At 49.5% G+C, this 21,799-nt stretch carries 24 protein-coding genes, 1 riboswitch and 1 other annotated feature; of the genes, 3 read left to right on the top strand and 21 right to left on the bottom strand.

Translation table 11 applies throughout. The features are described from left to right. Positions 1-3: 3 nt before the first annotated feature. From BR62_RS0114360 to BR62_RS0114350, 3 genes are all read right to left on the bottom strand, one after another. Positions 4-465 (bottom strand): hypothetical protein, encoded by a 462-nt coding sequence (locus tag BR62_RS0114360; RefSeq protein ID WP_012117388.1) that lies wholly within the window; start codon positions 463-465, stop codon positions 4-6. A 21-nt stretch (positions 466-486) separates the two neighbouring features. Further along, positions 487-1,071, bottom strand: a complete 585-nt coding sequence (locus BR62_RS19890) for an alpha-helical endospore appendage domain-containing protein (protein WP_032871298.1) — start codon at positions 1,069-1,071, stop codon at positions 487-489. A 140-nt stretch (positions 1,072-1,211) separates the two neighbouring features. Next, entirely contained in the window at positions 1,212-1,622 is a 411-nt protein-coding gene (locus tag BR62_RS0114350; protein WP_003154758.1) for an organic hydroperoxide resistance protein OhrB, read from the bottom strand. Positions 1,623-1,697: 75 nt separating this feature from the next. On the opposite strand from BR62_RS0114350, the gene BR62_RS0114345 reads away from it, so the two are divergent. Beyond that, entirely contained in the window at positions 1,698-2,207 is a 510-nt protein-coding gene (locus BR62_RS0114345; protein WP_015417314.1) for a MarR family winged helix-turn-helix transcriptional regulator, read from the top strand. Positions 2,208-2,234: 27 nt separating this feature from the next. On the opposite strand, the gene BR62_RS0114340 is transcribed toward BR62_RS0114345, so the two are convergent. The 8 genes from BR62_RS0114340 to BR62_RS0114305 all read right to left on the bottom strand — a co-directional run bounded on the left by BR62_RS0114340 (position 2,235) and on the right by BR62_RS0114305 (position 8,480). Further along, positions 2,235-2,660 carry an organic hydroperoxide resistance protein gene (locus BR62_RS0114340; protein ID WP_007610880.1) on the bottom strand — a complete coding sequence of 142 codons (426 nt, stop codon included), beginning with the start codon at positions 2,658-2,660 and terminating at the stop codon, positions 2,235-2,237. A gap of 113 nt (positions 2,661-2,773) precedes the next feature. Next, a complete protein-coding gene (gene proA / locus BR62_RS0114335; protein WP_012117384.1) occupies positions 2,774-4,021 on the bottom strand; it encodes a glutamate-5-semialdehyde dehydrogenase in 1,248 nt (415 codons plus the stop codon). Beyond that, positions 4,018-5,130: a glutamate 5-kinase gene (proB, locus tag BR62_RS0114330; RefSeq protein WP_012117383.1), complete on the bottom strand. Its 1,113-nt coding sequence runs from the start codon at positions 5,128-5,130 to the stop codon at positions 4,018-4,020. The genes proA and proB overlap by 4 nt, the downstream gene beginning before the upstream one ends. Before the next feature lie 69 nt (positions 5,131-5,199). Continuing rightward, positions 5,200-5,413: a binding site (T-box leader), on the bottom strand. Positions 5,414-5,499: 86 nt separating this feature from the next. Beyond that, the gene (gene purU / locus BR62_RS0114325; protein WP_007407234.1) at positions 5,500-6,402 is read right to left on the bottom strand and encodes a formyltetrahydrofolate deformylase; all 903 of its coding nucleotides are present in this window, start codon (positions 6,400-6,402) and stop codon (positions 5,500-5,502) included. A gap of 74 nt (positions 6,403-6,476) precedes the next feature. After that, positions 6,477-6,791, bottom strand: coding sequence for a DMT family transporter (locus tag BR62_RS0114320; RefSeq protein ID WP_007407235.1), 315 nt, complete (start codon positions 6,789-6,791; stop codon positions 6,477-6,479). After that, positions 6,791-7,129 carry a DMT family transporter gene (locus BR62_RS0114315; RefSeq protein WP_015239709.1) on the bottom strand — a complete coding sequence of 113 codons (339 nt, stop codon included), beginning with the start codon at positions 7,127-7,129 and terminating at the stop codon, positions 6,791-6,793. Before BR62_RS0114315 ends, BR62_RS0114320 begins: the two co-directional genes overlap by 1 nt. Before the next feature lie 66 nt (positions 7,130-7,195). Next, a riboswitch (guanidine-I (ykkC/yxkD leader) is annotated at positions 7,196-7,304 on the bottom strand. 12 nt (positions 7,305-7,316) lie between these two features. Next, the gene (locus BR62_RS0114310; RefSeq protein WP_007407237.1) at positions 7,317-7,862 is read right to left on the bottom strand and encodes a GNAT family N-acetyltransferase; all 546 of its coding nucleotides are present in this window, start codon (positions 7,860-7,862) and stop codon (positions 7,317-7,319) included. A gap of 99 nt (positions 7,863-7,961) precedes the next feature. Then, a complete protein-coding gene (locus BR62_RS0114305) occupies positions 7,962-8,480 on the bottom strand; it encodes an acyl-CoA thioesterase (protein ID WP_003154772.1) in 519 nt (172 codons plus the stop codon). Positions 8,481-8,669: 189 nt separating this feature from the next. On the opposite strand from BR62_RS0114305, the gene BR62_RS0114300 reads away from it, so the two are divergent. After that, positions 8,670-9,530: a dimethylarginine dimethylaminohydrolase family protein gene (locus BR62_RS0114300; protein WP_015239707.1), complete on the top strand. Its 861-nt coding sequence runs from the start codon at positions 8,670-8,672 to the stop codon at positions 9,528-9,530. 70 nt (positions 9,531-9,600) lie between these two features. Beyond that, positions 9,601-10,650 carry a lactonase family protein gene (locus BR62_RS0114295; RefSeq protein ID WP_032866102.1) on the top strand — a complete coding sequence of 350 codons (1,050 nt, stop codon included), beginning with the start codon at positions 9,601-9,603 and terminating at the stop codon, positions 10,648-10,650. A gap of 27 nt (positions 10,651-10,677) precedes the next feature. Here BR62_RS0114295 and BR62_RS0114290 read toward each other — a convergent pair whose 3' ends face one another. From BR62_RS0114290 to BR62_RS0114245, 10 genes are all read right to left on the bottom strand, one after another. Further along, positions 10,678-11,649 (bottom strand): ABC transporter ATP-binding protein, encoded by a 972-nt coding sequence (locus BR62_RS0114290; protein ID WP_020955703.1) that lies wholly within the window; start codon positions 11,647-11,649, stop codon positions 10,678-10,680. A gap of 3 nt (positions 11,650-11,652) precedes the next feature. Continuing rightward, positions 11,653-12,552, bottom strand: coding sequence for a C40 family peptidase (locus BR62_RS0114285; RefSeq protein ID WP_007407242.1), 900 nt, complete (start codon positions 12,550-12,552; stop codon positions 11,653-11,655). Beyond that, positions 12,549-13,616 carry a dipeptide epimerase gene (locus BR62_RS0114280; protein ID WP_395940001.1) on the bottom strand — a complete coding sequence of 356 codons (1,068 nt, stop codon included), beginning with the start codon at positions 13,614-13,616 and terminating at the stop codon, positions 12,549-12,551. The genes BR62_RS0114285 and BR62_RS0114280 overlap by 4 nt, the downstream gene beginning before the upstream one ends. Positions 13,617-13,652: 36 nt before the next feature. Further along, entirely contained in the window at positions 13,653-14,588 is a 936-nt protein-coding gene (locus BR62_RS0114275; protein ID WP_032871294.1) for a S66 peptidase family protein, read from the bottom strand. An 87-nt stretch (positions 14,589-14,675) separates the two neighbouring features. After that, positions 14,676-16,295, bottom strand: coding sequence for a peptide ABC transporter substrate-binding protein (locus BR62_RS0114270; RefSeq protein ID WP_032866107.1), 1,620 nt, complete (start codon positions 16,293-16,295; stop codon positions 14,676-14,678). Beyond that, positions 16,292-17,320, bottom strand: coding sequence for an ABC transporter ATP-binding protein (locus BR62_RS0114265; protein WP_007407246.1), 1,029 nt, complete (start codon positions 17,318-17,320; stop codon positions 16,292-16,294). Before BR62_RS0114265 ends, BR62_RS0114270 begins: the two co-directional genes overlap by 4 nt. 5 nt (positions 17,321-17,325) lie before the next feature. Then, on the bottom strand, positions 17,326-18,273 hold the full coding sequence (locus BR62_RS0114260) for an ABC transporter permease (protein WP_003154782.1): 948 nt from the start codon (positions 18,271-18,273) through the stop codon (positions 17,326-17,328). 5 nt (positions 18,274-18,278) lie between these two features. Then, entirely contained in the window at positions 18,279-19,205 is a 927-nt protein-coding gene (locus BR62_RS0114255) for an ABC transporter permease (protein WP_007610853.1), read from the bottom strand. Between the two features lie 14 nt (positions 19,206-19,219). Then, positions 19,220-20,044, bottom strand: coding sequence for a M55 family metallopeptidase (locus tag BR62_RS0114250; RefSeq protein ID WP_007407248.1), 825 nt, complete (start codon positions 20,042-20,044; stop codon positions 19,220-19,222). Positions 20,045-20,199: 155 nt separating this feature from the next. Continuing rightward, entirely contained in the window at positions 20,200-21,759 is a 1,560-nt protein-coding gene (locus BR62_RS0114245) for an MFS transporter (protein ID WP_020955698.1), read from the bottom strand. Positions 21,760-21,799: the final 40 nt, after the last annotated feature.

The following is a 21,799-nucleotide window of genomic DNA, read 5'->3' as shown; positions in this document are numbered from 1 at the left end:
TTCTCACCTTTCCCGATTTTGGAGTTGTTGATTGAACCAAGGCCGTTCAGGAGTGCCGTTCATCGTGATGATGACAGGCCGCACCCATCTGACGGCAGGTTCGGCAGTTTCCGTATTCCATTCCTGAAGCTGCCTGACAGCCCGCTTCGTAATCGGATGCGCCCGGAATTCGCGCGGGCTTTCAGAAATGAATTTTTTCGTTCGTTCCGTAACTGTCTTCATTTCAAGAAAGTGCCGCTCATACATCTGCTTCTGCTCTTCTTCCAAGCTGATCATTAAAAACAGACGGCCGCCTGTTTCCATCTGCCAGCGGCACAATGCGGAGAACAGCCTGATTTCTTCTTTGTAATTTGAACCCCTTCTTTTATCCACGGTCACAGATAATATATGTAACAGCGCCATCGTGAGACAATGCAAGGCTTCAAAAGATGCCTGTTTCGCTTTTGAGATGCTTGGATACGGCATATGCTTCACCCGTCTCTTTTTTTATGAACGCTCCCCGCCTTTTTTCTTCCAACCGCAGTCCTCACAATCCCCACACTCACAGCAGCCAATGCGGCCGTAAAACAGGCCGTCACACGGATCTTCCGGATCACTGGGATCGTCTGGATTCCACGGGTCATCAGGATCGCCCGGATCACTCGGATTGCTCGGGTCGTCCGGATTCCACGGGTCATCAGGATCGCCCGGATCACTCGGATTGCTCGGGTCGTCCGGATTCCACGGGTCATCAGGATCGCCCGGATTACTCGGATTGCTTGGGTCGTCCGGGTCCATACAGACTTCAGAATCCTGTAAGAAGATAATGTCCTCAAGCTTCGTCTGCAAAAGGAGTTGTGATTTCATGACGGTGCGCAGGAGCCGTTCAGTGCTTCTATTGATTGATGACAATTCCTCCAAGGAGGGATCACCGGAAGCGCCGAGAAACATTTGAATCCTTTCCGCTTCCGCCTGCAGAATATGGGATAGTCCGATTTCTTCCATAGCCACGGATGAAAGAAGGAGGTTCAGGGTCTCACATCTGGAGAGTGTAATGTCGGGGGTGATGTTCGGTATGTTTGGAAGAGACATCGATTTCTCCCTCTTTTCTCTTGGTGTCATTATGCAAAAGTGCTATATCGTATTCTTATTCCGGGAGAGAAGAGATCATTACTGATGTTTTCGTTAATAAAATATCCCGGATATAAAATCCGGGATATTCGTTCGGTTATTTATTTTAATTCAAGTTTGACGTCTACATTTCCTCTTGTTGCTTTTGAATACGGACAGAACTCGTGAGCGGCGTGCACTAGCTTCTCCGCCGTTTCTTTGTCAAGATCTTTTGTATCAATGACGAGCGTTACGCCGATTTTGTAACCTCCGTCACTCTCATCTTTTAAAAGGCTGACCTGTCCTTCAATTTCAGAGGTCATGTCGATTTTTTGTTTTTGGGCGGCGAGCTCAAGCGCTCCCCCGAAGCAGGCAGCATATCCTGCCGCAAAGAGCTGTTCAGGGTTTGTGCCGGTTTCTCCGTCTTTTTTTGCATTCGGCATGATGATGTCAAAATCCAGCACCCCGTCTTCGGATTTAATATGTCCTGCTCGTCCGCCGACTGCGGTCGCTTTTGAAGTAAATAATGCCATTATTATCAGCCTCCTCATTGTACTTACTGTATATATTGCCCCTGCTCATATTTTTAAACATGATTGGAATAGGAAATGGGCCGTTTTTCGGCTACAATAGGGGTAACGTTAACAAACAAAGAGTTGGTGAAAGAAGTAATGGCAGAAAAAGATTTTGAACATATGAAACTGGAGAATCAGCTTTGTTTTTTGCTGTACGCAAGCTCAAGGGAAATGACGAAACGGTACAAACCGCTGCTTGATAAGCTCAACGTAACTTATCCCCAATATTTGGCGCTGCTTTTATTATGGGAGCACGAAGAACTGAATGTGAAACGGATGGGTGAGCTTTTGTACCTGGATTCCGGAACGCTGACACCGATGCTGAAACGGATGGAGCAGCACGGAATCATCATGAGAAAGCGGTCGGCTGAAGACGAGCGATCCGTGACGATCAGACTCACAGATGAAGGACGGGCCTTGCAGAAAACAGCGGCGGATATTCCCATTGCCATGCTGGAACAGACGGGACGGTCAAAAGAGGAATTAAAGCAGTTAAAGCAGTCGCTTTATGAGGTTTTGAATACGCTGCACGGCAAAAAATAAGGATGCCCCGAATGGGCATCCTTATTTTTATTCTGCTGCCAGAAGCTTCACTTCAATATTTCCCGCTGTCGCTTTTGAATACGGACAGACACCGTGCGCTTTTTGGATAAGGGCTTCAAGCTCCTGTTTATCAATGCCGGATGCTTTGACCTCAAGCGTAACGCCTAGTTTATATCCTTGGTCTGCTTCATCTTTCAGCAGACTGACATGCGCAGTGACCTCTGTTTCAATACTCAGACGCTCTTTTCTCGCTACGAGCTGAAGAGCGCTGTCAAAGCAGGCTGAATATCCTGCGGCAAACAGCTGTTCAGGGTTTGTAGCATGTTCGAGCTTTTTTGCTCTTGGCGTTCCCGGCATGGCAACATCAAGATTCAGCACTCCGTCAGAAGACGTGACTTTCCCTTCACGTCCGCCGGCGGCTGATACGGTTGCAGTAAATAATGGTTTTGTCATGTGAATTCACCTCTGTTATATTGTGTACAATTTAATTTTACACAATATAACAGAGACCGTCAATCTTTCCGCATAAAAAAAGCCTACCCTTTTTGAAGGATAAGCTTAAAAGATTATACGCGGATTTGTCCGTTTCCTTTGATGATGATTTTTGTAGATGTTAACGCCGGAAGCCCCATCGGCCCTCTCGCGTGAAGCTTTTGCGTGCTGATGCCGATTTCGGCTCCGTATCCGAATTCAAAACCGTCCGTAAACCGGGTTGAAGCATTATGATACACGGCGGCGGCGTCAACGGCGGTCTGGAAGTAAGCCGCATGCTCGGCGTTCTCCGTCAGAATGGCTTCTGAATGGTTTGTGCCGTACTGCTGAATGTGGCGGACCGCCTCCTGTACGTCCTGCACCGTTTTCACACTGAGAATCGGCGCCAGATACTCCGCTCCCCAATCGGCTTCTTCTGCTTGTTTCGCTTGAGGCTCCAGTCTGCAAATCACCTGGTCTCCTCGGAGCTCCACCCCTTTTTCTGTCAGCTGATTCAGCAGCTTTCGTCCGTGTTCTTCGGCCCATTTTTCATGAATCAAAAGAGATTCAATCGCGTTGCAGACCGAAGGACGCTGTGTTTTGGCATTGATGACGACCTCGCTTGCCATTTGAGGATCTGCTGACTCATCTATGTACACGTGGCAATTGCCCGCTCCGGTTTCTAAAACGGGTACGGTTGATTCCCTGACCACAAGATCAATTAAATTTTTACCGCCGCGCGGGATCAATACATCCAGCCCGTCATTTAATGTAAAGAGCTGTTTGGCGGTTTCTTTGCTTGTATCTTCTATGAGCTGAACGGCATCAATCGGAAGCTTTGACAGCCCCAGTGCGCGTTTCATCACACTGACAAGCGCTATGTTGCTGTGGATGGCGGAAGAACTTCCTCTGAGCACAACCGCGTTTCCGGTTTTCAGGCAGAGTGTGGCCGCGTCTACGGTAACGTTCGGTCTGGCCTCATAGATCATGCCCACTACTCCAAGGGGCACGCGGATTTTTTCAATGGATAATCCATTCTCTTTTTGAATGGTCTCCAGCGATTCACCGACGGGATCTTCAAGACCGATCAGCAGTTCCACGGCGTCCGCGATATCGAGCAGGCGTTTTTCATCAAGAGTCAGCCTGTCAATAATGTCAGGTGTCAGTCCTCTGTTCCGTCCCGCTTCAATATCTTTCTGATTCTCTGTTAAAATCAGCCGGCGTTCATTTCTGAGTCCGTCTGCAATACATTGGAGCGCTTCGTTTTTTTCAGCCGTCGTTTTCATGACCATTTCGGCAGCCGCTTCTTTTGCCAAGGCTGCTTTTTGCAATACTTCACTCATTTGTGTTCCCCCTCGTCAAATAAATTCACCCAATCATCTCTGTGAATCACTTCCACCTGCTTCGTTCCTGAAAGCTGGTCGCTCCGCTTCCCTTTGACTTCTAAAATTTCATCGGATGAGTACTGCGTCTGCCCTTTGCCGATAATGCCGCCGGGCCCTTTGACTTCCACTACGGCCCCTTTCGGAAAACTGCCGCAGACATCGGCGACGCCGGCCGGGAGGAGACTTGACCCGTTATGGATCATCGCCTGCTCCGCTCCTCCATCAATGATGATTTCCCCTGATATCGGAGAATGAAACATGATCCATTGCCGTGTATTATTCACTGAGGAAAGGTCTTTATCGCCGATATAAGTGCCGTCGCCTTTTCCGTCTAAAATCACCATCAGTTTTTCCCGTCCGGAGCCGGTTCCGATAAATACCTTCACCCCGAGCGACAATGCGGTCTGGGCGGCGAGAAGTTTTGACTTCATACCTCCGGTGCCGACCTTTGAGCCTGCTGATCCGGCATACCCGAGCAATTCTGGTGTGATGTCATTCAGATAGTCGAACCGCTTTGCGTCCGGGTTTTCATTCGGATTGGCATCGTACAGCCCGTTAATGTCTGTGAGAATCATTAATTGGTCTGCATGAATCAAACCGCTTACAAGCGCCGACAGCATGTCGTTATCACCGAACGTCAGCTCTTCGACTGATGTGGAATCATTTTCATTAATAATCGGCACGACTCCCCGCTCCAAAAGTTCCATTACAGTGGCATAGGCATTTCTGTACCGCTCTCTTTTTGAGAAATCATTTCTTGTTAATAAAATTTGTGCCGGCGTCAGACCGTATCTTTTTAAATGGTCCATATATTGCTGCATTAAAAGTGTCTGGCCGACTGCGGCAGCTGCCTGCTTTCCTTTTATCGTAACGGGTCGCGACGGATAGCCGAGAGCGGAAAAACCCGCTGCCACCGCGCCTGAGGTAATGAGGATCACTTCATGCCCGTTTTCTTTTAATAAAGAAATGGCTTCCGTATGTTCCTTGATTTTTGCTTCATCAATACTTCCGTTACTGTTGGTGAGCGAGCTGCTCCCGATTTTCACAACAATTCTTTGTTTTTTCATCGTTTCTCCTCCGTGGCAATCAATCCAAACCGGCTCTCGTCAATAAAAAAAGCCCATTCCGTCCTGAAAAATAAGGACGAAATGGGCTTTCCGTGGTACCACCTTGTTTGAACGCGTTTTTCACGCGTCCCGCTTTCCTGTAACGCCAGGTTATCGCGCCTGAGTTTTCCCCTCAGGACTCCAAGGCAGGTTCGGCAGGTTTCATGCGGCAAAATGTTTCAGCGGGCCATTTTGCTCTCTGTCACAGAAAGTTCTGCGTACTGATCCTCTTCAACGCTCAATGATTTTTTTATATTATGCAAAGAAAACAGGTTCTTGTCAAGACATTTTCATCCATAAAAAACAGTCCGCCTCCCCGGCGGACCGTCATTAATTAAATACGATCGTTTTGTTTCCGTGAACGATGACGCGGTCTTCCAGATGCCATTTTACGGCTCTTGCCAACACGCTCCGCTCAATCGTTCTGCCGATATTCTTCAGATCCTCTGCGTGATCTCTGTGATCGACGCGTTCAATATCCTGTTCAATAATCGGCCCTTCATCAAGATCGTCCGTCACATAGTGAGAGGTCGCGCCGATTAATTTCACTCCGCGCTCATAAGCCCGTTTATACGGGTTAGCGCCGATAAAGGCCGGCAGAAATGAATGGTGGATGTTAATAATCCGATTCGGATGGGCAGATACAAAATCAGACGTCAAAATCTGCATGTAGCGGGCAAGAACGATCACATCAATCTTATACCGCTCCAGCAGCTCAAGCTGGCGCCGCTCCACTTCGGCGCGGATGTCTTTGTTAGCTTTCATGTAATGGAACGGAATATTCAGCGGTTCGACCACTTCTTTGGCCTCTTCGTGGTTGCTGATGACGACCGCAATTTCGGCCATCATATTGCCGCTTTGCCATTCCCAAATCAGTTCATGAAGGCAGTGCAGCTCCTTCGATACAAAGATCGCCACCCGCTTCAGCTCACTTGCCAGAGACAGGCTCCATGTCATGCCGAATGTCTGGGCGATTGAGGCGAACGCCTGCTGTAAGTCCTCTTTTTTCTCACGAATGCCCTTGCAGTCGAATTCGATCCTAAGAAAAAACCGTCCGCCTTCAGGGTCAGTCGTGTATTGATTTGATTCAATAATGTTTGCGCCATGTTCAAACAAAAACGCCGACACTGCCGATACAATTCCCGGCTGGTCGGGGCAGCTGACAAGCAGGCGCCCTTTTTCCTCATTCCCGCGGCGGTATTCTTTCAGCCGCTGTGTCATATATGAATTCATCTGTTTTAATCCCTCGTATCTTCATAATTCGTAACTTACTAATAGATTATACTGAAGATTTGATAAAAATCAATTTACGAAAGAATTTTCAGCCCTACGGCAGCGCATAAAATAAGCGCAATGAAAAAGATGCGCTTCGCATCCTTCTGCTCGCCGTAGAAAAGAATGCCGGCTAATGCGCCGCCCGCCGTGCCGATACCGGTCCAGATCGCATAGGCCGTGCCCATCGCGATCGTCTCCATCGCATAAGAAAGCAGGGAAAAAGAAGCCGCAAATCCGGCGATAATGAAAAGAATCCATTTGACTTTCTTTTCTTTTTGAAATTGATTCATTAAAATGACCCCGAGCATTTCACAAAGACCCGCGGCTATCAGGCTGATCCAATGCATTACGCCTTCTCCTCCTTCGTCTCAGGCTTATCCTGTGTGACCAGCTTTAATCCGATGACACCGATCAGCAAAACGCCGATCAGCACGATTTTCACCGGATCGGCCTGCTCTTTGAAAAGCAGGATTTCACTGAGCACGGTGCCCGCTGTCCCGAGTCCGGTAAAGACCGCATATACCGTTCCTACGGGCAGGCTGTCTGTCGCCTTGATTAATAGATAAAAACTGATGATGATTCCCACAATCGTGCCGCTCCACGCCAGTGCCGAATCAGCATGTTTCAGGCCGGTGACCCATACCACTTCAAATACGGCCGCTATGACCACTAAACCCCATTTCATGTTCTTCACCCTTTCTGTATCCGGACAATACAAAAAAGCCCGGATAGTCGTCTCACATGAGATTGACTCTCCCGGGCTTTTTTCCCTCCGTGTGCATATGCGGGATATGTCCGCATATGTGTTTTCTCTCGGACCAGGCCATGTATAAACATGCGGAACCCTAGAAAACATGTCTGTTCGTATCATACTACATTTCGCCGAAACGTTCAACGTCAGATGTGATGTCAAAAACCGTCAGCTGCCTCTCCCATTTGGTAACGGTCTCACCGGGCACCATACCGATTTTTTCCGCGACACGGACGGAGGCAGCGTTTTCCGGATCAATCAGCGCCGCTATGCGTCCGTATTGCTGCGTATGAAAACCGTAGTCCAGACAGGCGTTCGCCGCCTCTGTCGCATAGCCGCAGCCCCAGCGGCGGCGGGCAAACATATAGCCGATTTCCATCAAAGTGTTTCCGTTTACCGTCTGCGGAACGATTCCGCATTGACCGAGAAATGCGCCCGTCTCTTTATCCTCTGCGATCCAAAGACTGACGCCGTATCCTGCGGCCAATCGTTTGTTCCAGGCAATCCATTCCTTCGTTTCCCGTCTGCTTTTAAGAGAAGGATAATATTTCATGACCTCTCTGTCGGTAAACAGCCCGTACAAATTTTCTTCATCGTCATCCCGCATAGTCCGCAGACGGATACGCCCGGTTGTCAGGATGGTGCCGGAAGACTTATGTTTCATCATGCACGCCACGTCTCCTTTCCCTGTAATAGATTATGGATCCGGCAGGAAAAGTCCTTTCTCAGCATAAAAAAACCGCTTTTTAAAAAAGCGGTTTGATGATTACCAAGGTTTATCTGTTCCGAGCGCCTCGGCCAGGGCCTTGCTGTGTTTTAAGCGGTTTTTTCGTTCTCCGGCGCGCTGAACGGCCGTATTGTGAAGCATGATTTCTTCCTCGGTTTCCGGCACGATCCGCGGAACGGGTACCGATTTCCCGTTTGAATCAAGCGCGACAAAGGTCAGAAACGACGTTGCCGCAAGCTCGCGTTCGCCCGTCATCAGATGTTCTTTAATGACTTTGACAAACACCTCCATAGACGATGTGCCGACCCATGTGACGTAAGATTCAAGGCATACGGAATCCTGTTGGCCGATGGGGCGCAAAAAATCTACAGAATCCATTGAGGCCGTGACTGTTTCACACCGGCAGTGGCGGGCCGCGGAAATTGAAGCGATATCATCAATGTAGCTCATCAGCTTTCCGCCAAACAGCGTATTGTGATTATTCGTATCAAGCGGAAAAACCCTGCTTGTTTTAACAACCCTTGTTTCTTTGCAAAATCTTGATTCTGGCAACTTCATATTATTTAAACTCCCCTTTGGTGTCTGGTCGTTTTGACTCATTCATCTGTACCCTATTAAACAATACTTTGACCGTTTTGTCTAAAATTTTAAATATTAAGTTGGTTAGATATTCTCTCATAAATGTTTCATTATTCATCACATCCGGGAATAATAAACGCACATTGAATACCGATAGGAGGATATCACATGGACGTATCCATTCCCAAATCCACGCGGAAACCGGCTTGCCGCAGTGAGTTTGATGCTTTGCAGACAGTCATCTTATGCCGGCCGGAACACATGGCCATCAAGGATATTATTAACGGAACGCAGAAACATTTCAAACAAGAAAATATTAACATACCCGTTGCCCTCAAACAGCATAGTGAGTTTATTGACATTTTAAGATCTCATCAGATTGAAGTCGTCCTGCTGCCTGCCGATCCCGCATTGCCTGAGCAGGTATTCACCCGGGATATCGGATTTGTCTTAGGCGAGACGGCGTTTATTTCAAACATGGCGGCTTCAGTCCGGCAGGGAGAAGAAAAAGTGTTTCAAAACCTGCTTGACAATAAGAAAATCCCCTATACGCGACTGAAAAAAGCGAACATTGAAGGCGGCGACATCTTGATCGCAGACGGCACCGTTTACGCCGGGCTGAGCGAGCGCACGGATAAAGCGGCTGTCCGGGAGCTGCGGGAGGCGCTGCCGGAGATGACGGTTGTGCCGATCCCTCTCAAGGAAGATTTCTTACATTTGGACTGTGTATTTAATATGATCTCGGAAACGGAGGCGCTATACTGCAAAAATGGCTTGCGGCAGGAAGAAATTGATCTTCTCGCCGAACGTTTTGAGATGATAGAAGTGCCTGAAGAAGAGCAATTCACGCTCGGTCCTAATATCCTGTCAATCGGCAATCAGACAATTATCAGCCTGCCGCAGCACCGTCATACGAACCGCGAGCTCAGAAAAAGAGGTTATACAGTCATTGAAACCGAGTTTTCCGAAATTATTAAATCAGGCGGTTCCTTCCGCTGCTGCACCTTGCCGCTTGTCAGAACATCTTAAACATTTACAAGGCAGTTTCCTTCAAGATACGTTAATATAGAGAAGACAAGACTCTAAAGGGGGAAACCGAATGGCTAAGTACATAGGATACGCGGGAACATATACAAAAGGCGGAAGCGAAGGCATTTATTGTTTTGAACTTGATACAGAAGCGAAACGGCTCAGCCGTCCGAAGCTGGCAGCAAAGCTCGGCAACCCGACATACGTCACTCCGAATTCTGATAACAGCATGCTGTATTCCATTGAAAAGGCAGACGGAAAAGGCGGCGTCGCAGCCTATCAGATTCATCAGAACAGCGGGGAATTAACTTTTGTGAACCACCAGCTGATTGAAGGCCCGTCTCCATGCCACGTCAGCATTGATGATAAACATGAATATGTGTTAACCGCTAATTACCACAGCGGAAAAGTGCACGCCTTTCCCGTCAATGAAGACGGAAGTCTGCGGGAGCCGGCTGCCGAAGCCGCTCATACGGGAACAGGTCCTCATGAAAGACAAGAGAAACCGCATACCCATTTCGCAGGCTATACACCTGAGCATAACTACATTGCAGCCGTCGATTTAGGGACGGATACGCTTTATACTTACCAAATGAAAAACGGTTCGCTCACAGAGGTGAAAACTCACTCTTTCGCACCGGGTTCAGGGCCGCGCCACATCGTTTTCCATCCGGCGGAAAAATACGCCTATGTCATGACGGAAATCAGTAATGAAGTCATCGCGCTTGAATACAACCCGACCTTAGGTGAATTCAGAGAGCTGCAGGTCATTTCCGCTTTGCCTGAAGGCTTTACGGACAAATCGCAAGGCAGCGCGATCCGCATATCTAAAGACGGCAGATTTCTTTATGCCGCCAACCGCGGACATGACAGCATCGCCATCTATAAGATCAACCAATATTCCGGCGAATTGTCTCTTCTTGAATGGGTGCCGACAGAAGGAAACTGGCCGCGTGATTTCGCGTTTGACCCTTCCGAGACATTCCTTGTCGCGTCAAACGAAGAAACGGGAAATCTGGTTTTGTTTGAACGTGATCCGGAAACAGGCAAATTGACTCTGCTTCAATCTGACATTCCGGTTCCGTATCCGGTCTGCGTGTCATTTCTGCATCAGGTTTAATTAAAAAAGAAAGCTGACTTTATATTGTCAGCTTTCTTTTTTGTATAAATGGCAGGCGACAAAACGCCCCGCCTTCACTTCTTCAAGCTCAGGCGTTATCTTACCGCAGAGCTCCATCGCTTCAGGACACCGCGTCCTGAATACACAGCCGCTCGGCGGGTTAAGGGGGCTCGGCAGCTCCCCTTTCAGAATAATGCGTTCACGCTTGTCCTCAAGAAGCGGATCAGGAATCGGGATTGAGGATAAAAGCGCCTTCGTATAAGGGTGAAGCGGTTCCCGGTAAAGCGCAGCGCTTTCTGTAATTTCCATCATGCGGCCCAAATACATCACGCCGATCCGGTCGCTGATATGCTTGACCATTGATAAATCGTGGGCGATAAATAAAAATGTCAGCCCTTTCTCTTTCTGTAGCCTTTTTAAAAGGTTGACGACCTGAGCCTGTACCGACACATCCAGCGCGGAAATCGGCTCATCCGCCACGATAAATTCGGGATGCAGAGAGAGCGCTCTGGCAATCCCGATTCTCTGCCTCTGTCCGCCGCTGAATTCGTGGGGATACCGGCTGCCGAAATCCGGATGGAGCCCGACAGCTTCAAGCAGTTCATCCGCCATCATCAGACGGGCTTTTCTTGTATTGTAAAGATTGTGTATTTCCATCGGCTCCATAATAATTTCCCTTACGGTCAGGCGCGGATTTAACGAGGCGTAAGGGTCTTGGAAAATCATCTGCAGCTTGCGGAAGAAGACCGACCGCTGTTCTGCCGCGGCACGGTGTATATCCGTCCCTTCATATGATACCGAACCGGACGTCGGGTCATACAGACGGAGAATAACCCTTCCGAGCGTCGATTTACCGCATCCCGATTCTCCGACAAGTCCGAATGTTTCCCCTCTGTTAATGTGAAAGCTGACACCGTCGACTGCTTTTACGGCTTTCTTTCTTCCTGCGTCAAAATGCATTTTCAGCCCGCTGACTTCAAGGAGCGGAGATGCCGTCATTTTCTATTCCCCCTTTTCGCTTATACAGCGGCGTACGGTGCATAATTCTTTTTCATAGACGGTTCCTTCCAAAGACAGCACTTCGATTGTTTTTCCCGTTTTCGGGGAGTGCAGCATTCGGCCGTCTCCCAGCGCCAAACCGACATGGTGGATCGCGCCTTTTCCTTCTTCATAGGCGAAAAACAAAAGGTCAGCCGGCAGGATATCGTTTACCGCCGCGCCGCATCCGGCTTTTGCTTGGTCCGTTGCATCACGGGGAAGGGTATAGCCGTTTGCTTTAAATATCGAATACATAAACCCGGAACAGTCAAACCCGAAACCGCTCAGTCCTCCCCATAAATACGGAAGCCCGAGAAACATCATGCCCGTTTCGATGACATCGGCCGCCCGTCCTTCCGTATGCCGGCACTCGTCTGCGTCAGCTTCATTTACGAACCTTTCTCCGAGCGGCGTCACCACCCGGAAAAAGCCTTTCTCACGTCCTGATGCCGGAAGACGCGTTAAGAAACTTACTTCCAAGTCCGGTTTGCCGTTTGTGTGATATAAAAAAGCTGTCGGTTTGGTAATCCATACGGCGGGGGAAGATGCATGAAAGCCGTCTTTTGAAAGCTGGCTTTTTTTCATCCACCCCGGATATCCGCGCACATCCTTGTTTGAAGGCTGGCCGGGAACGGCGACAAAAGCCCATTCCCCTTCCTCTTTGAGAATGATCACTTCTTCCCCGAAAAGCGCTTGCGTTTGGACAAGGTTGTCTGTGCATAATTGCAGCCGCTCTTCATATCCCATAGACGCTAACCATTTTCTGATCTGCGGCGGGTTTTCGAGCATCGGCGCATCATACGAACGGGGAGATGACGGCAGCGTCCATACGTTGGCTGCTGCCGCTGTAACGGCTGCTCTCATCTTTTCGCCCCCTCTTGTATCGACACACCGGTAATGCCGAGACCCGGTTCGTCGGGAATCGCAATCTGACTGCCGCTGTATGTGATGCCGCCTTGAATCAAATCATCTTTCAGCATAAGCGGCGCATCAAAATCAAACCTTGTCACATTCCGTTTGGCCGCGGCAAAATGAGCCGCGGCGGTGATGCCGAGCTTGGTCTCAATCATGCTGCCGACCATGCATTCCACGCCGCACGTTTCCGCCATCGCATTGATTGTTTCCGCCTGCTTTATGCCGCCCGCTTTCATCAGCTTAATATTAATTAAATCGGCGCTTCTCGTCTGCAGCACGTGAAAGGCCTGACGGGGGGTAAAGACGCTCTCATCCGCCATAATCGGCGTGTCTACGGCATCTGTGACCTGCTTCAGCCCGGCGATATCGTCTTTGTGAACAGGCTGCTCGACCAGCTCAATGCCGAGACCGGCGTCTTCCATCTTTCGGATCGCAGTTACGGCTTCTTTCGGCGTCCAGCCTTGGTTGGCGTCCAATCTCAGTTTGACGTTTCCGCCGACACGTGATCTGATCGCCTGAATCCGCGCAACATCGTCCGATATGTCACCTATGCCGACTTTTACCTTTAAAATATGAAATCCTTTGTTCACATAACGGTCTGCATCTCCCGCCATCTCCTCAGGAGAGTTAACGCTGACGGTAAAATCTGTTTCCAGTGTATTCCGATAGCCGCCGAGAAGCCGGTAAAGCGGCTGTCCGTGCATTTGCGCCCATCCGTCATATACAGCCATATCCACCGCGGCTTTTGCGCTTTGATTTCTTTCCAACAGCCGGCTGATATCAAACAAAACGGCTTCCATGCCGGAAAGGCCCCGCCCCAAGAGAGCGGGCTTCAGCACATCGTGGACGGCGCTTTCAATACCGGCCGCACTGTCGCCTGTAATGACAACCGTCGGCGGCGCCTCCCCCCAGCCGGTCAGACCGTTGTCAAAAGTGAGCTTCACAATGACCGATTCAGCATTGTAAACCGTGCGTAAAGCGGTCTTAAACGGCTTTTTCAGCGGCACGGACATCCGTCCCGTTTGAATATCTGTAATCCTCACGCCTGATCACTCCCTTCCGGAAACTCCCGATTCAATCGTTACCGCTTTGGCCGCCGTATCCATAACCGCGCGGGCTCCGATCGGAACGGCGAAGCTCGGTGAACAATGGCCGATTTTAAAGCCTTTGAGCGCGGGCTTCCCTGATTTGACAATGTAATCGTTCAGCACTTGCTCTAAAGTAAGCGACTTTTCTTTGTTTTTCGGTTCGCATTGGTGAAAATCACAGACCAGGATTCCGGCTGCGTCTGACAGTTTTCCGGCCATCTTTAATTGATTCAGCATTCTGTCGATTTGGTACGGCTCCTCATCAATATCCTCGATAAACAGCAATTTGTCTTTTGTATCAATTTCAAACGGCGTGCCGAGTGTGGACGTAATGAGCGACAGATTGCCGCCCGCAAGCTCTCCCTCGGCCCTTCCGCCTGTCAGCACCTCTAAGGGAGAAATGTCCTCCGTATAGGTAAATTCCGTTTCTGTAAAAAGCTGACGATACGACGCTTTTGTCAGGGGATCAGCATCTTCAAGCCCGACATCGGTGCTCAGCATCGGGCCGTGAAATGTGACGAGCCCCGTATTTTGATGAATGGCGGTATGTAAAAACGTGATATCACTGTATCCCCAGAAAATTTTCGGATTGCGGCGGATTAAGCCGAAATCGATGTCGGCGGCAATGCGGCCCGTGCCGAATCCTCCGCACGCGCATATCACCGCTTTGACATTCTGATCACTAAACATGTCATGGAGATCATCGAGACGCGCCCGGTCCTCTCCCGCCAAATAGCCGTGACGGGTCTTCAGCGCCCGGCCGAGTTTCACTTGAAGGCCAAGCTCATTCTCTAAAAACAGCAGCGCGGTTTGCAGTGTCCCGCTCTCAGGCGGGCTTGCGGGCGCAATCACACCGATCGTGTCGCCTTTTTGCAGTGCTTTCGGTTTATGGTTCATGACTTTTTCAATCTCCTTTCCGGATTGAAAAGTGAAACACGCCGCTCCTTTAACGGCAAAAGAGCGGCGTATGTTTCCGCTGTAAGATCAGGACTTTTCCGCCCACTTCAGATCAATGTAACCGACAGGGTGCCGGACAATGCCCTTCACGCCGCTGTTCTGCAGATGCACCTGATTGTAAAAGTAAATCGGAATGATCGGAGCCTCGTTCATGAGCAGTTTTTCCGCTTTATGCATGAGCGCAAAACGTTTTTTGGCATCGGCTTCCTGTTTTGCCTGCTTGATGTAGCCATCGTATGCCGCGCTGCCCCAGCCGGTGCGGTTCATGGAATTATCCGTCTGGAAAGCCTCTAGAAAACTGATCGGATCTGCGTAATCCGGTAAAAATGAGCTTTGAGAGAACTGGAACTTCAGTCCTTTCTGCTCTTCTAAAAAGACGTTCCATTCCATATTGGCGAGCTTAACGTCTATACCGAGCACACTTTTGAGCTTCTGCTGAATCGCTTCCGCTATTTTCTTATGCTCCGGTTTTGTGCTGTATGTCAATGTAACGGCGGGCAGCTTGTCATAATGCTCTTCTGCCATGCCTTTTTCCAGCAGTTTTTTGGCTTCTGATTCATCCGGATTTAATAAACTGCCGCCCGCTTCGCGGAAATCTTTCCCGTCAGGCTGAGTAAATCCCGGGGATACAAAGGCATGTGCCGGCTTTTCACTGTTTTTGGTCACATAATCCGTGATTTCTTTCTGATCAATCGCTGCCGCGAACGCTTTTCTGATCTTTTCATTTTGAAACGGCTCCATTTTTACGTTAAAACGATAGAAATAGAGTCCGGCCTGATCCCACGTGCGGACATTTTTTCCTCCCATCAGCTGCTCGCTCAGCTCTGCCGGCACAAAGGCGGTATCCAAATCCCCCGACTGGAACATCTGATAATCGGTATTCCGGTCACTGACCATCGCCCATGTGACTTTATCCAGTTTCACTGTCTTTTTATCCCAATACGTCTCGTTTTTGACCATCGTCATGCTGTCGTCATGCTTCCATTCCGTCAGTTTGAACGGCCCGTTGCCGACAAAGGTTTTTGCTTCAGTGAACCATTTCGCATCAGCCTTGGCGACCTTCTCATTAATCGGGAAATACGCCGGATTGGACACGACGCTCAGAAAATAATCCTGCGGTGCCGCCAATGTGACGACAAGCGTTTTTTTATCTTTTGCCGTGACTTTCACGTCTTCTTGTTTGCCTTTTCCGTTGTTAAATTCTTCTCCGCCTTTGATCATGTAGCCGAGAAAAGCGGAAGATGCGCCCGTTTTCGGATCGAGCATTCGTTTCCAGGCGTACACGAAGTCTTCCGCCGTAACGGGATCGCCATTTGTCCATTCGGCGTTATCCCGGATATTGAAGGTATATGTCAGCTTATCAGCGGACACCTTCCAGCTTTCCGCCATGGCCGGTTCGGGCTTATTATCTTTTCCGAGCCTCGTCAATCCTTCCATGATGTTATTCAGCGGCTGCCAGGAAACATTATTAAATCCGATCGGCGGATCAAGTGAGGTCGGCTCATTTTCGTTATTGAGCCGCAGCACCGTTTCACCCCCCTGTTCTTTTGCTTTGCCGGGTTCTGTCCCCGCCTGTTCATTGGCTGTACAGCCAATCAGAGCAAACGAAACAACAGCAATCACACCGATCGCCCATCTCTTTTTCATTTCAATCCCCCTTTTTCCTCTGCTGCCGTCAGCTGCTGCTTCAGCCGCTCTGCACGGTGATCCTGAAGCCAGCAATTGACGATATGGCTTTTGGATTTCACGGTTGTTGCCGGGTATACCTTTTCACAGACGATCATCCTGTCCGGGCAGCGGGCGGCAAACGGGCAGCCCGGCGGCGGATCGAATAAATCAGGCGGCGTCCCGTCAATCGGCGACAGCTCACTATCCTCCATATCCAGCCGCGGCACTGAACGAAGCAGCCCCTTTGTGTATGGATGAGCCGGACGGTAAAAAATATCATGCCTCGTGCCGATTTCGGCGATTTTCCCCGCATACATGACGGCGACTCTGTCGGCGGTCTGAGCGACGACGCCGAGATCGTGTGTGATCAGAATAATAGACACGCCTGTTTTTCTTTGAATCTTCTTAAATAATTCAAGGATTTGTGCTTGAATCGTCACATCAAGAGCCGTTGTCGGTTCATCGGCGATCATAATTTCCGGCTCGCAGATCAGAGCCATCGCAATCACGATCCGCTGCCGCATGCCCCCGCTTAATTGGTGGGGGTACTGCTTCAGGCGGGATTTCGAGTCCGGGATACCGACCAGATCCAGCATGGCGAGAACTTCGGATTCAGCTTGTTTTCTGGTCATGGCGCGGTGTTCCAACAGCGCTTCTGAGAGCTGATTCCCTATGGTCAAAGTCGGATTGAGCGCCGTCATCGGGTCCTGAAAGATCATAGAAATATCGCGCCCTCGGATTGCCCGCATTTCCCGATCCGACATTCGGCAAAGGTCTTTCTGTTTAAATTGTATGCTTCCAGATTCAATCTTTGCCGAATGTTTCGGAAGAAGGCCCATCACGGCTTGTGACGTCACGCTTTTTCCGCATCCCGATTCACCGACGATCGCAAACGTTTCACCTTTATATAAATCGAAGCTGACGCCTCGGACGGCTTTTACAGTGCCTCCGTATGTTGAAAAAGTAACATGCAGATTTTGAACGGAAAGAACTTGCTGCGCCATTTTTCCTACCTCCTCAGTTTCGGGTCTAACGCGTCCTGCAAGCCGTCTCCAAGTACGTTAAACGCGTACATCGTCAAGGAAATGAAAAAAGCGGGGAAAAACAGCCGCCACCAATGGCCTGATAAAATCGCCGGCAGCCCGTCGTTTGCCATGACTCCCCAGCTTGCAAACGGCGCCTGAATGCCGAGTCCGAGAAAACTTAAAAATGATTCCGCAAAAATCGCCGCCGGCACCGTAAGCGTCATTTGGACAATAATGGCTCCCATCGTATTCGGCAGCAGATTTTTCTTAATGATCCGAAATGTTTTCGCTCCAAACGTTTTCGAAGCCAATACGTGTTCATCATGCTTCATCCTCAGCACCTGCCCTCTCACAATCCGCGCCATGCCGACCCATCCCGTCACGGTCAGAGCGACGATAATGGAACTGAGCCCCGGCCCCATCAGCACCATTAACAAAATGACAACGAGCAGATACGGCAACCCGTAGAGAACCTCGATGATTCTCATCATGGCGCTGTCTGTCCGGCCCCCTTTGTAGCCGGCGACGCCTCCGTAGATGACGCCGATCAAAAAGTCGATCAGCGCCGCCATCACACCGACAAATAAAGAGATCCTCGCTCCGTACCACGTTCTTGTAAACACGTCCCGGCCAAGTTCATCGGTTCCGAACCAGTGTGAAAAAGACGGCGGAAGATTCTGCTCGGCGAGCGTCTGCCTTGTCACGCTGTGCGGTGATATCAGCGGACCGAACACAGCCGATAGAAACAGACAGCATAATATCACAAGGCCGGCCATCGCCAATTTATTCTTTTTAAGCCGCCGCCACGCATCCTGACTGTAAGACAGGCTCGGACGCTTGACCGACTCGGTTTCACCCTTTCTTTCCGCGCCCGGCTGAAACCAGTCATCAGGCACTTCTGTGTGTTTTACCGTTTCTTGCGGGAGATTCATCAGGATCACCCTTTCTTATGAAGTTTTATGCGCGGGTCTAACAGGCCGTATGCCAAATCAACCAGAAACAGCAGGACGATCAGAATCACACTGTAAAATACGGTCGTTCCCATGATGACCGGGTAATCTCGCTGATTGATGCTTTCTACGAAATATTTGCCCATTCCCGGTATGGCAAAAATTTTCTCGATGACGAAACTGCCCGTTAATATACTTGCGGCAAGCGTCCCGAGTACTGTCACAACAGGCATAAGAGCATTTTTCAATGCGTGTTTGATCACAATTTTGACGGGAGAAAGCCCCTTTGCTTTTGCCGTGCGGATGTAATCCTGAGTCAGCACTTCGGCCATGCTTGATCTTGTCAGCCTCGCGATAATGGCCATGGGACCGACGGCAAGCGCAACAGTCGGCAGGACCATGTGAACGGGACTCGTCCAGGTAGCTGCCGGAAACCATTTCAGATGAACCGCAAATTGCTGAATCAGCAGCGTAGCCATAATAAAATTCGGAATGGAAATCCCGAGCACCGCAAGGCTCATGGCCGCATAATCGAGAAAGCCGCCGCGCCTGAGAGCGGCCATTATGCCGAGCGCGAGTCCGGAAATAACAGCGATGATGATCGCCGTTATCCCAAGCTCAAATGAGACCGGAAACCCGCGTTCGAGCATAGCGTTTACACTGTCTGACGGTTTTTTAATTGAAGGACCGAAATCAAAGGTAAGAATGGATTTTAGATAGATGGCGTATTGAGTGATAAGAGGTTCGTTCAGATGGTAGTAGGATTCGAGATTTCGCTGGACCGCTTCGTTTGTGCCCCGCTCTTCGTTAAAAGGCGAGCCGGGTATCACTTTCATCATGACAAATGTCAGAGTGGTGATGACGAGGACGGTCATAATCATGGCGATAAAACGTTTGATAAAATACCGCAGCAATGCCGTTCACCCCTTTAACAGAATGTTGTTCTCATGGCGAGTTCTGTCATGACGAGCATGGCCTGATAGGCTTCCGGCATGTCTTTTGCCTGAAATTGAACGATTGTCGTTCCCGGGATGATTTCTGTGCCCGGCATTAAATGGGCCCATTCAGCCTGTCCGTAGTTGGCAAATTCAATGCCTAATACAGGTCTTTCAGGCGGAGTCAGCGGTTTGACCTTATCTTTATTTTTGAGCGCATAGGCTGTTTTTTCCGTCAGGAGCCGTCCGGCTTTTTGAGGGGACAGGCATTTGACCGCGGTTCTTGAAATGGTTTGTTTGACGGCGGCAGTCGTCACATTCGGGATCAGCTCCTCCGCTTCTTTTGCGGCGCAATCATCTCCGGCAGCCATGATGACCGGGACATCGTAAAATCCGGCGAGATAGGCATTTAACCCCAGTTCACCGACCGGCTTATCATTTATGTAAAAGTGGCGGACGCCGAATATCATGCTGTGCGACATAACGCCCGGCATCGACGCTCTCGCATGATAGCCGATAAACATCACGCCCGAATACGATTCATCAAGCCCCTGCATCATGGAAAACGGCTTGACATCCCCCGTAATCAGCTCTGCCTCAGGGTGAAGTTTTTCCGCGAGCAGATTATTCATCTTTGAGTGGCTGTCATTCACGGTCACTTCCGTGCATCCGTTATTAAACGCTTCTGCGATGCACCAGTTTGCTTCTTCGGTCATCAGAACCCTGCCGCGCTCATAATTGTGCATGCGGGAATTGACAAATGTTTCATCAGGCAGCCCGGAAATCCCTTCCATATCCACAGATAGATACAGTTTCATGTAATGCCTCCTTTTTTACTTAAAATTTCGATATTAAATTATGAATATTCTAACAAATTATATTAAAAAAGGATGAAACATGCAATATACCATTCTGCCATTATGGGAAAAAACAAACCCTTTTCACCGGGAAAAGGGTTTGCTGATAGAAAAAGTTACATACTGTTTTTGCTTATATGATGACGCTGAAACTGTCTGACCGCACTTCTGTATTCATGATCGGGAATGACCTGATGCCTGATCGGTTCAGGAGCCTGCGGCGAAGGCTGTTCAGCCGCCTGCTTACGGACGGCATGCGGTTTATGCGCCAGCTTATGTCCCATGCCGGTCGCATTCATGACAAATGATAAACACACTAAAAGCAAGCTTAAGATGAAAGCAATAAGAAACAAATCGCTGTATGTCCCCATCAGCAGATCATGCGGTGATTGCGTGCCGCGCGCGCGCCGAAGCGTGCCGGAAGCATCTCTTTTCGTAAAATACCCTATTAAAACAGGTGCGCCCATATAAATGAAAAGCCTCAAAAACTGAACTGCCGTCATGCGTTTCACCAGTTCCGGAAGCGGTCCGCCCAACGCGGCTCCCATCAGTCCGGCTGCCACAATAAGCCCTGTCCCGGCCGCCAGCATCACGAAAAGCCCCGCAAATAGAATAAGCGGTATATGATGATCCGCCGTCATCCATTGGAAATTCACGAACACCAGTATAACAGAGCCTGTTATGCCGAGCATGCCCGGACCGACTTTATCATATGCTAATGCACTGATGACAGCGGCGATGGCCACGCCTCCCAAAAGGCTCGTATAAAGGAATATCAGTTGAGTTTGTGACATATGATATGCGGTCTGAAGCTCCCCGTGAAATGCAGAAAGACTGACCGCTATGGAAATACTGCCCGCAGCGATCATGAAAACACCCAGAATCGGCTTTGGAATCAGCATAAGTTTAATCGAAATCAGCGCATGTTCGTTTCTGTACTGCATGATCAGCAAGATCAGAAGAATGACGATGCTTCCTCCAAATCCCGCCAATGTCTGCCATGATGAAAAGCCCCATTTCGGCAGATGAATAAATGTATAGGCGGTCAGCACGGCTGATACACCCGCTAACAGAAAACCGATGCCGTCAAATGGAGATTTTTCAGCATTTTTATGAGCGTCATCCCGCAGCCACATATAACTGAAAATGAGGCCGAAAAAAGACAGCAGGCCAAAAATGCCGAACAGCCAATGCCAATGGCCGGCGCTTGCCGCCGCCGTGCCTAAAACAGTCCCCATAATAACGGACCCGTAAAATCCGCCGATCAACACAAATAATGCGTAATTCCGGCGCTCAATCGGAAACGAAAGCACCAGCATCGGAATCATAATCATCAGCATAGTGCCCGCCGCAGCTCCCTGTAAAAAACGGCCCGCGGCGAGCGGATAAATATCATTTGTCACAGCAGCAAGGAGCGCTCCGATGACACCCGCGGCCATCGAAATCATATAGACAGGCCGGGAGCCGAATCTTTTTCTTAAATACGGCCCCGCCGGCACGAATAAGGCAAAAGCCATATTACCGATAATAATCGGATGAAAAGAGTCAAAGTTTTCCCCGCCGACCGTCTGCCGGACAAGGCTTTGGACAGCCGAAAGAGCGGTATTCGACATCAGCCCCGGCCCGACCGCCAATACAGCGAGCAGAGAAATGATCCAGTGATGTTTTTCTTTCATGTGACAGCTCCTTTCTGACTATTTGACAAAGTGAAAAAGC

It is taken from the genome of Bacillus sp. UNC69MF (assembly GCF_000746035.1).
Classification (GTDB): domain Bacteria; phylum Bacillota; class Bacilli; order Bacillales; family Bacillaceae; genus Bacillus; species Bacillus velezensis.
The sequence above is the reverse complement of the archived record's forward strand: the minus strand, read 5'-3'. Positions and strand labels throughout refer to the sequence as shown.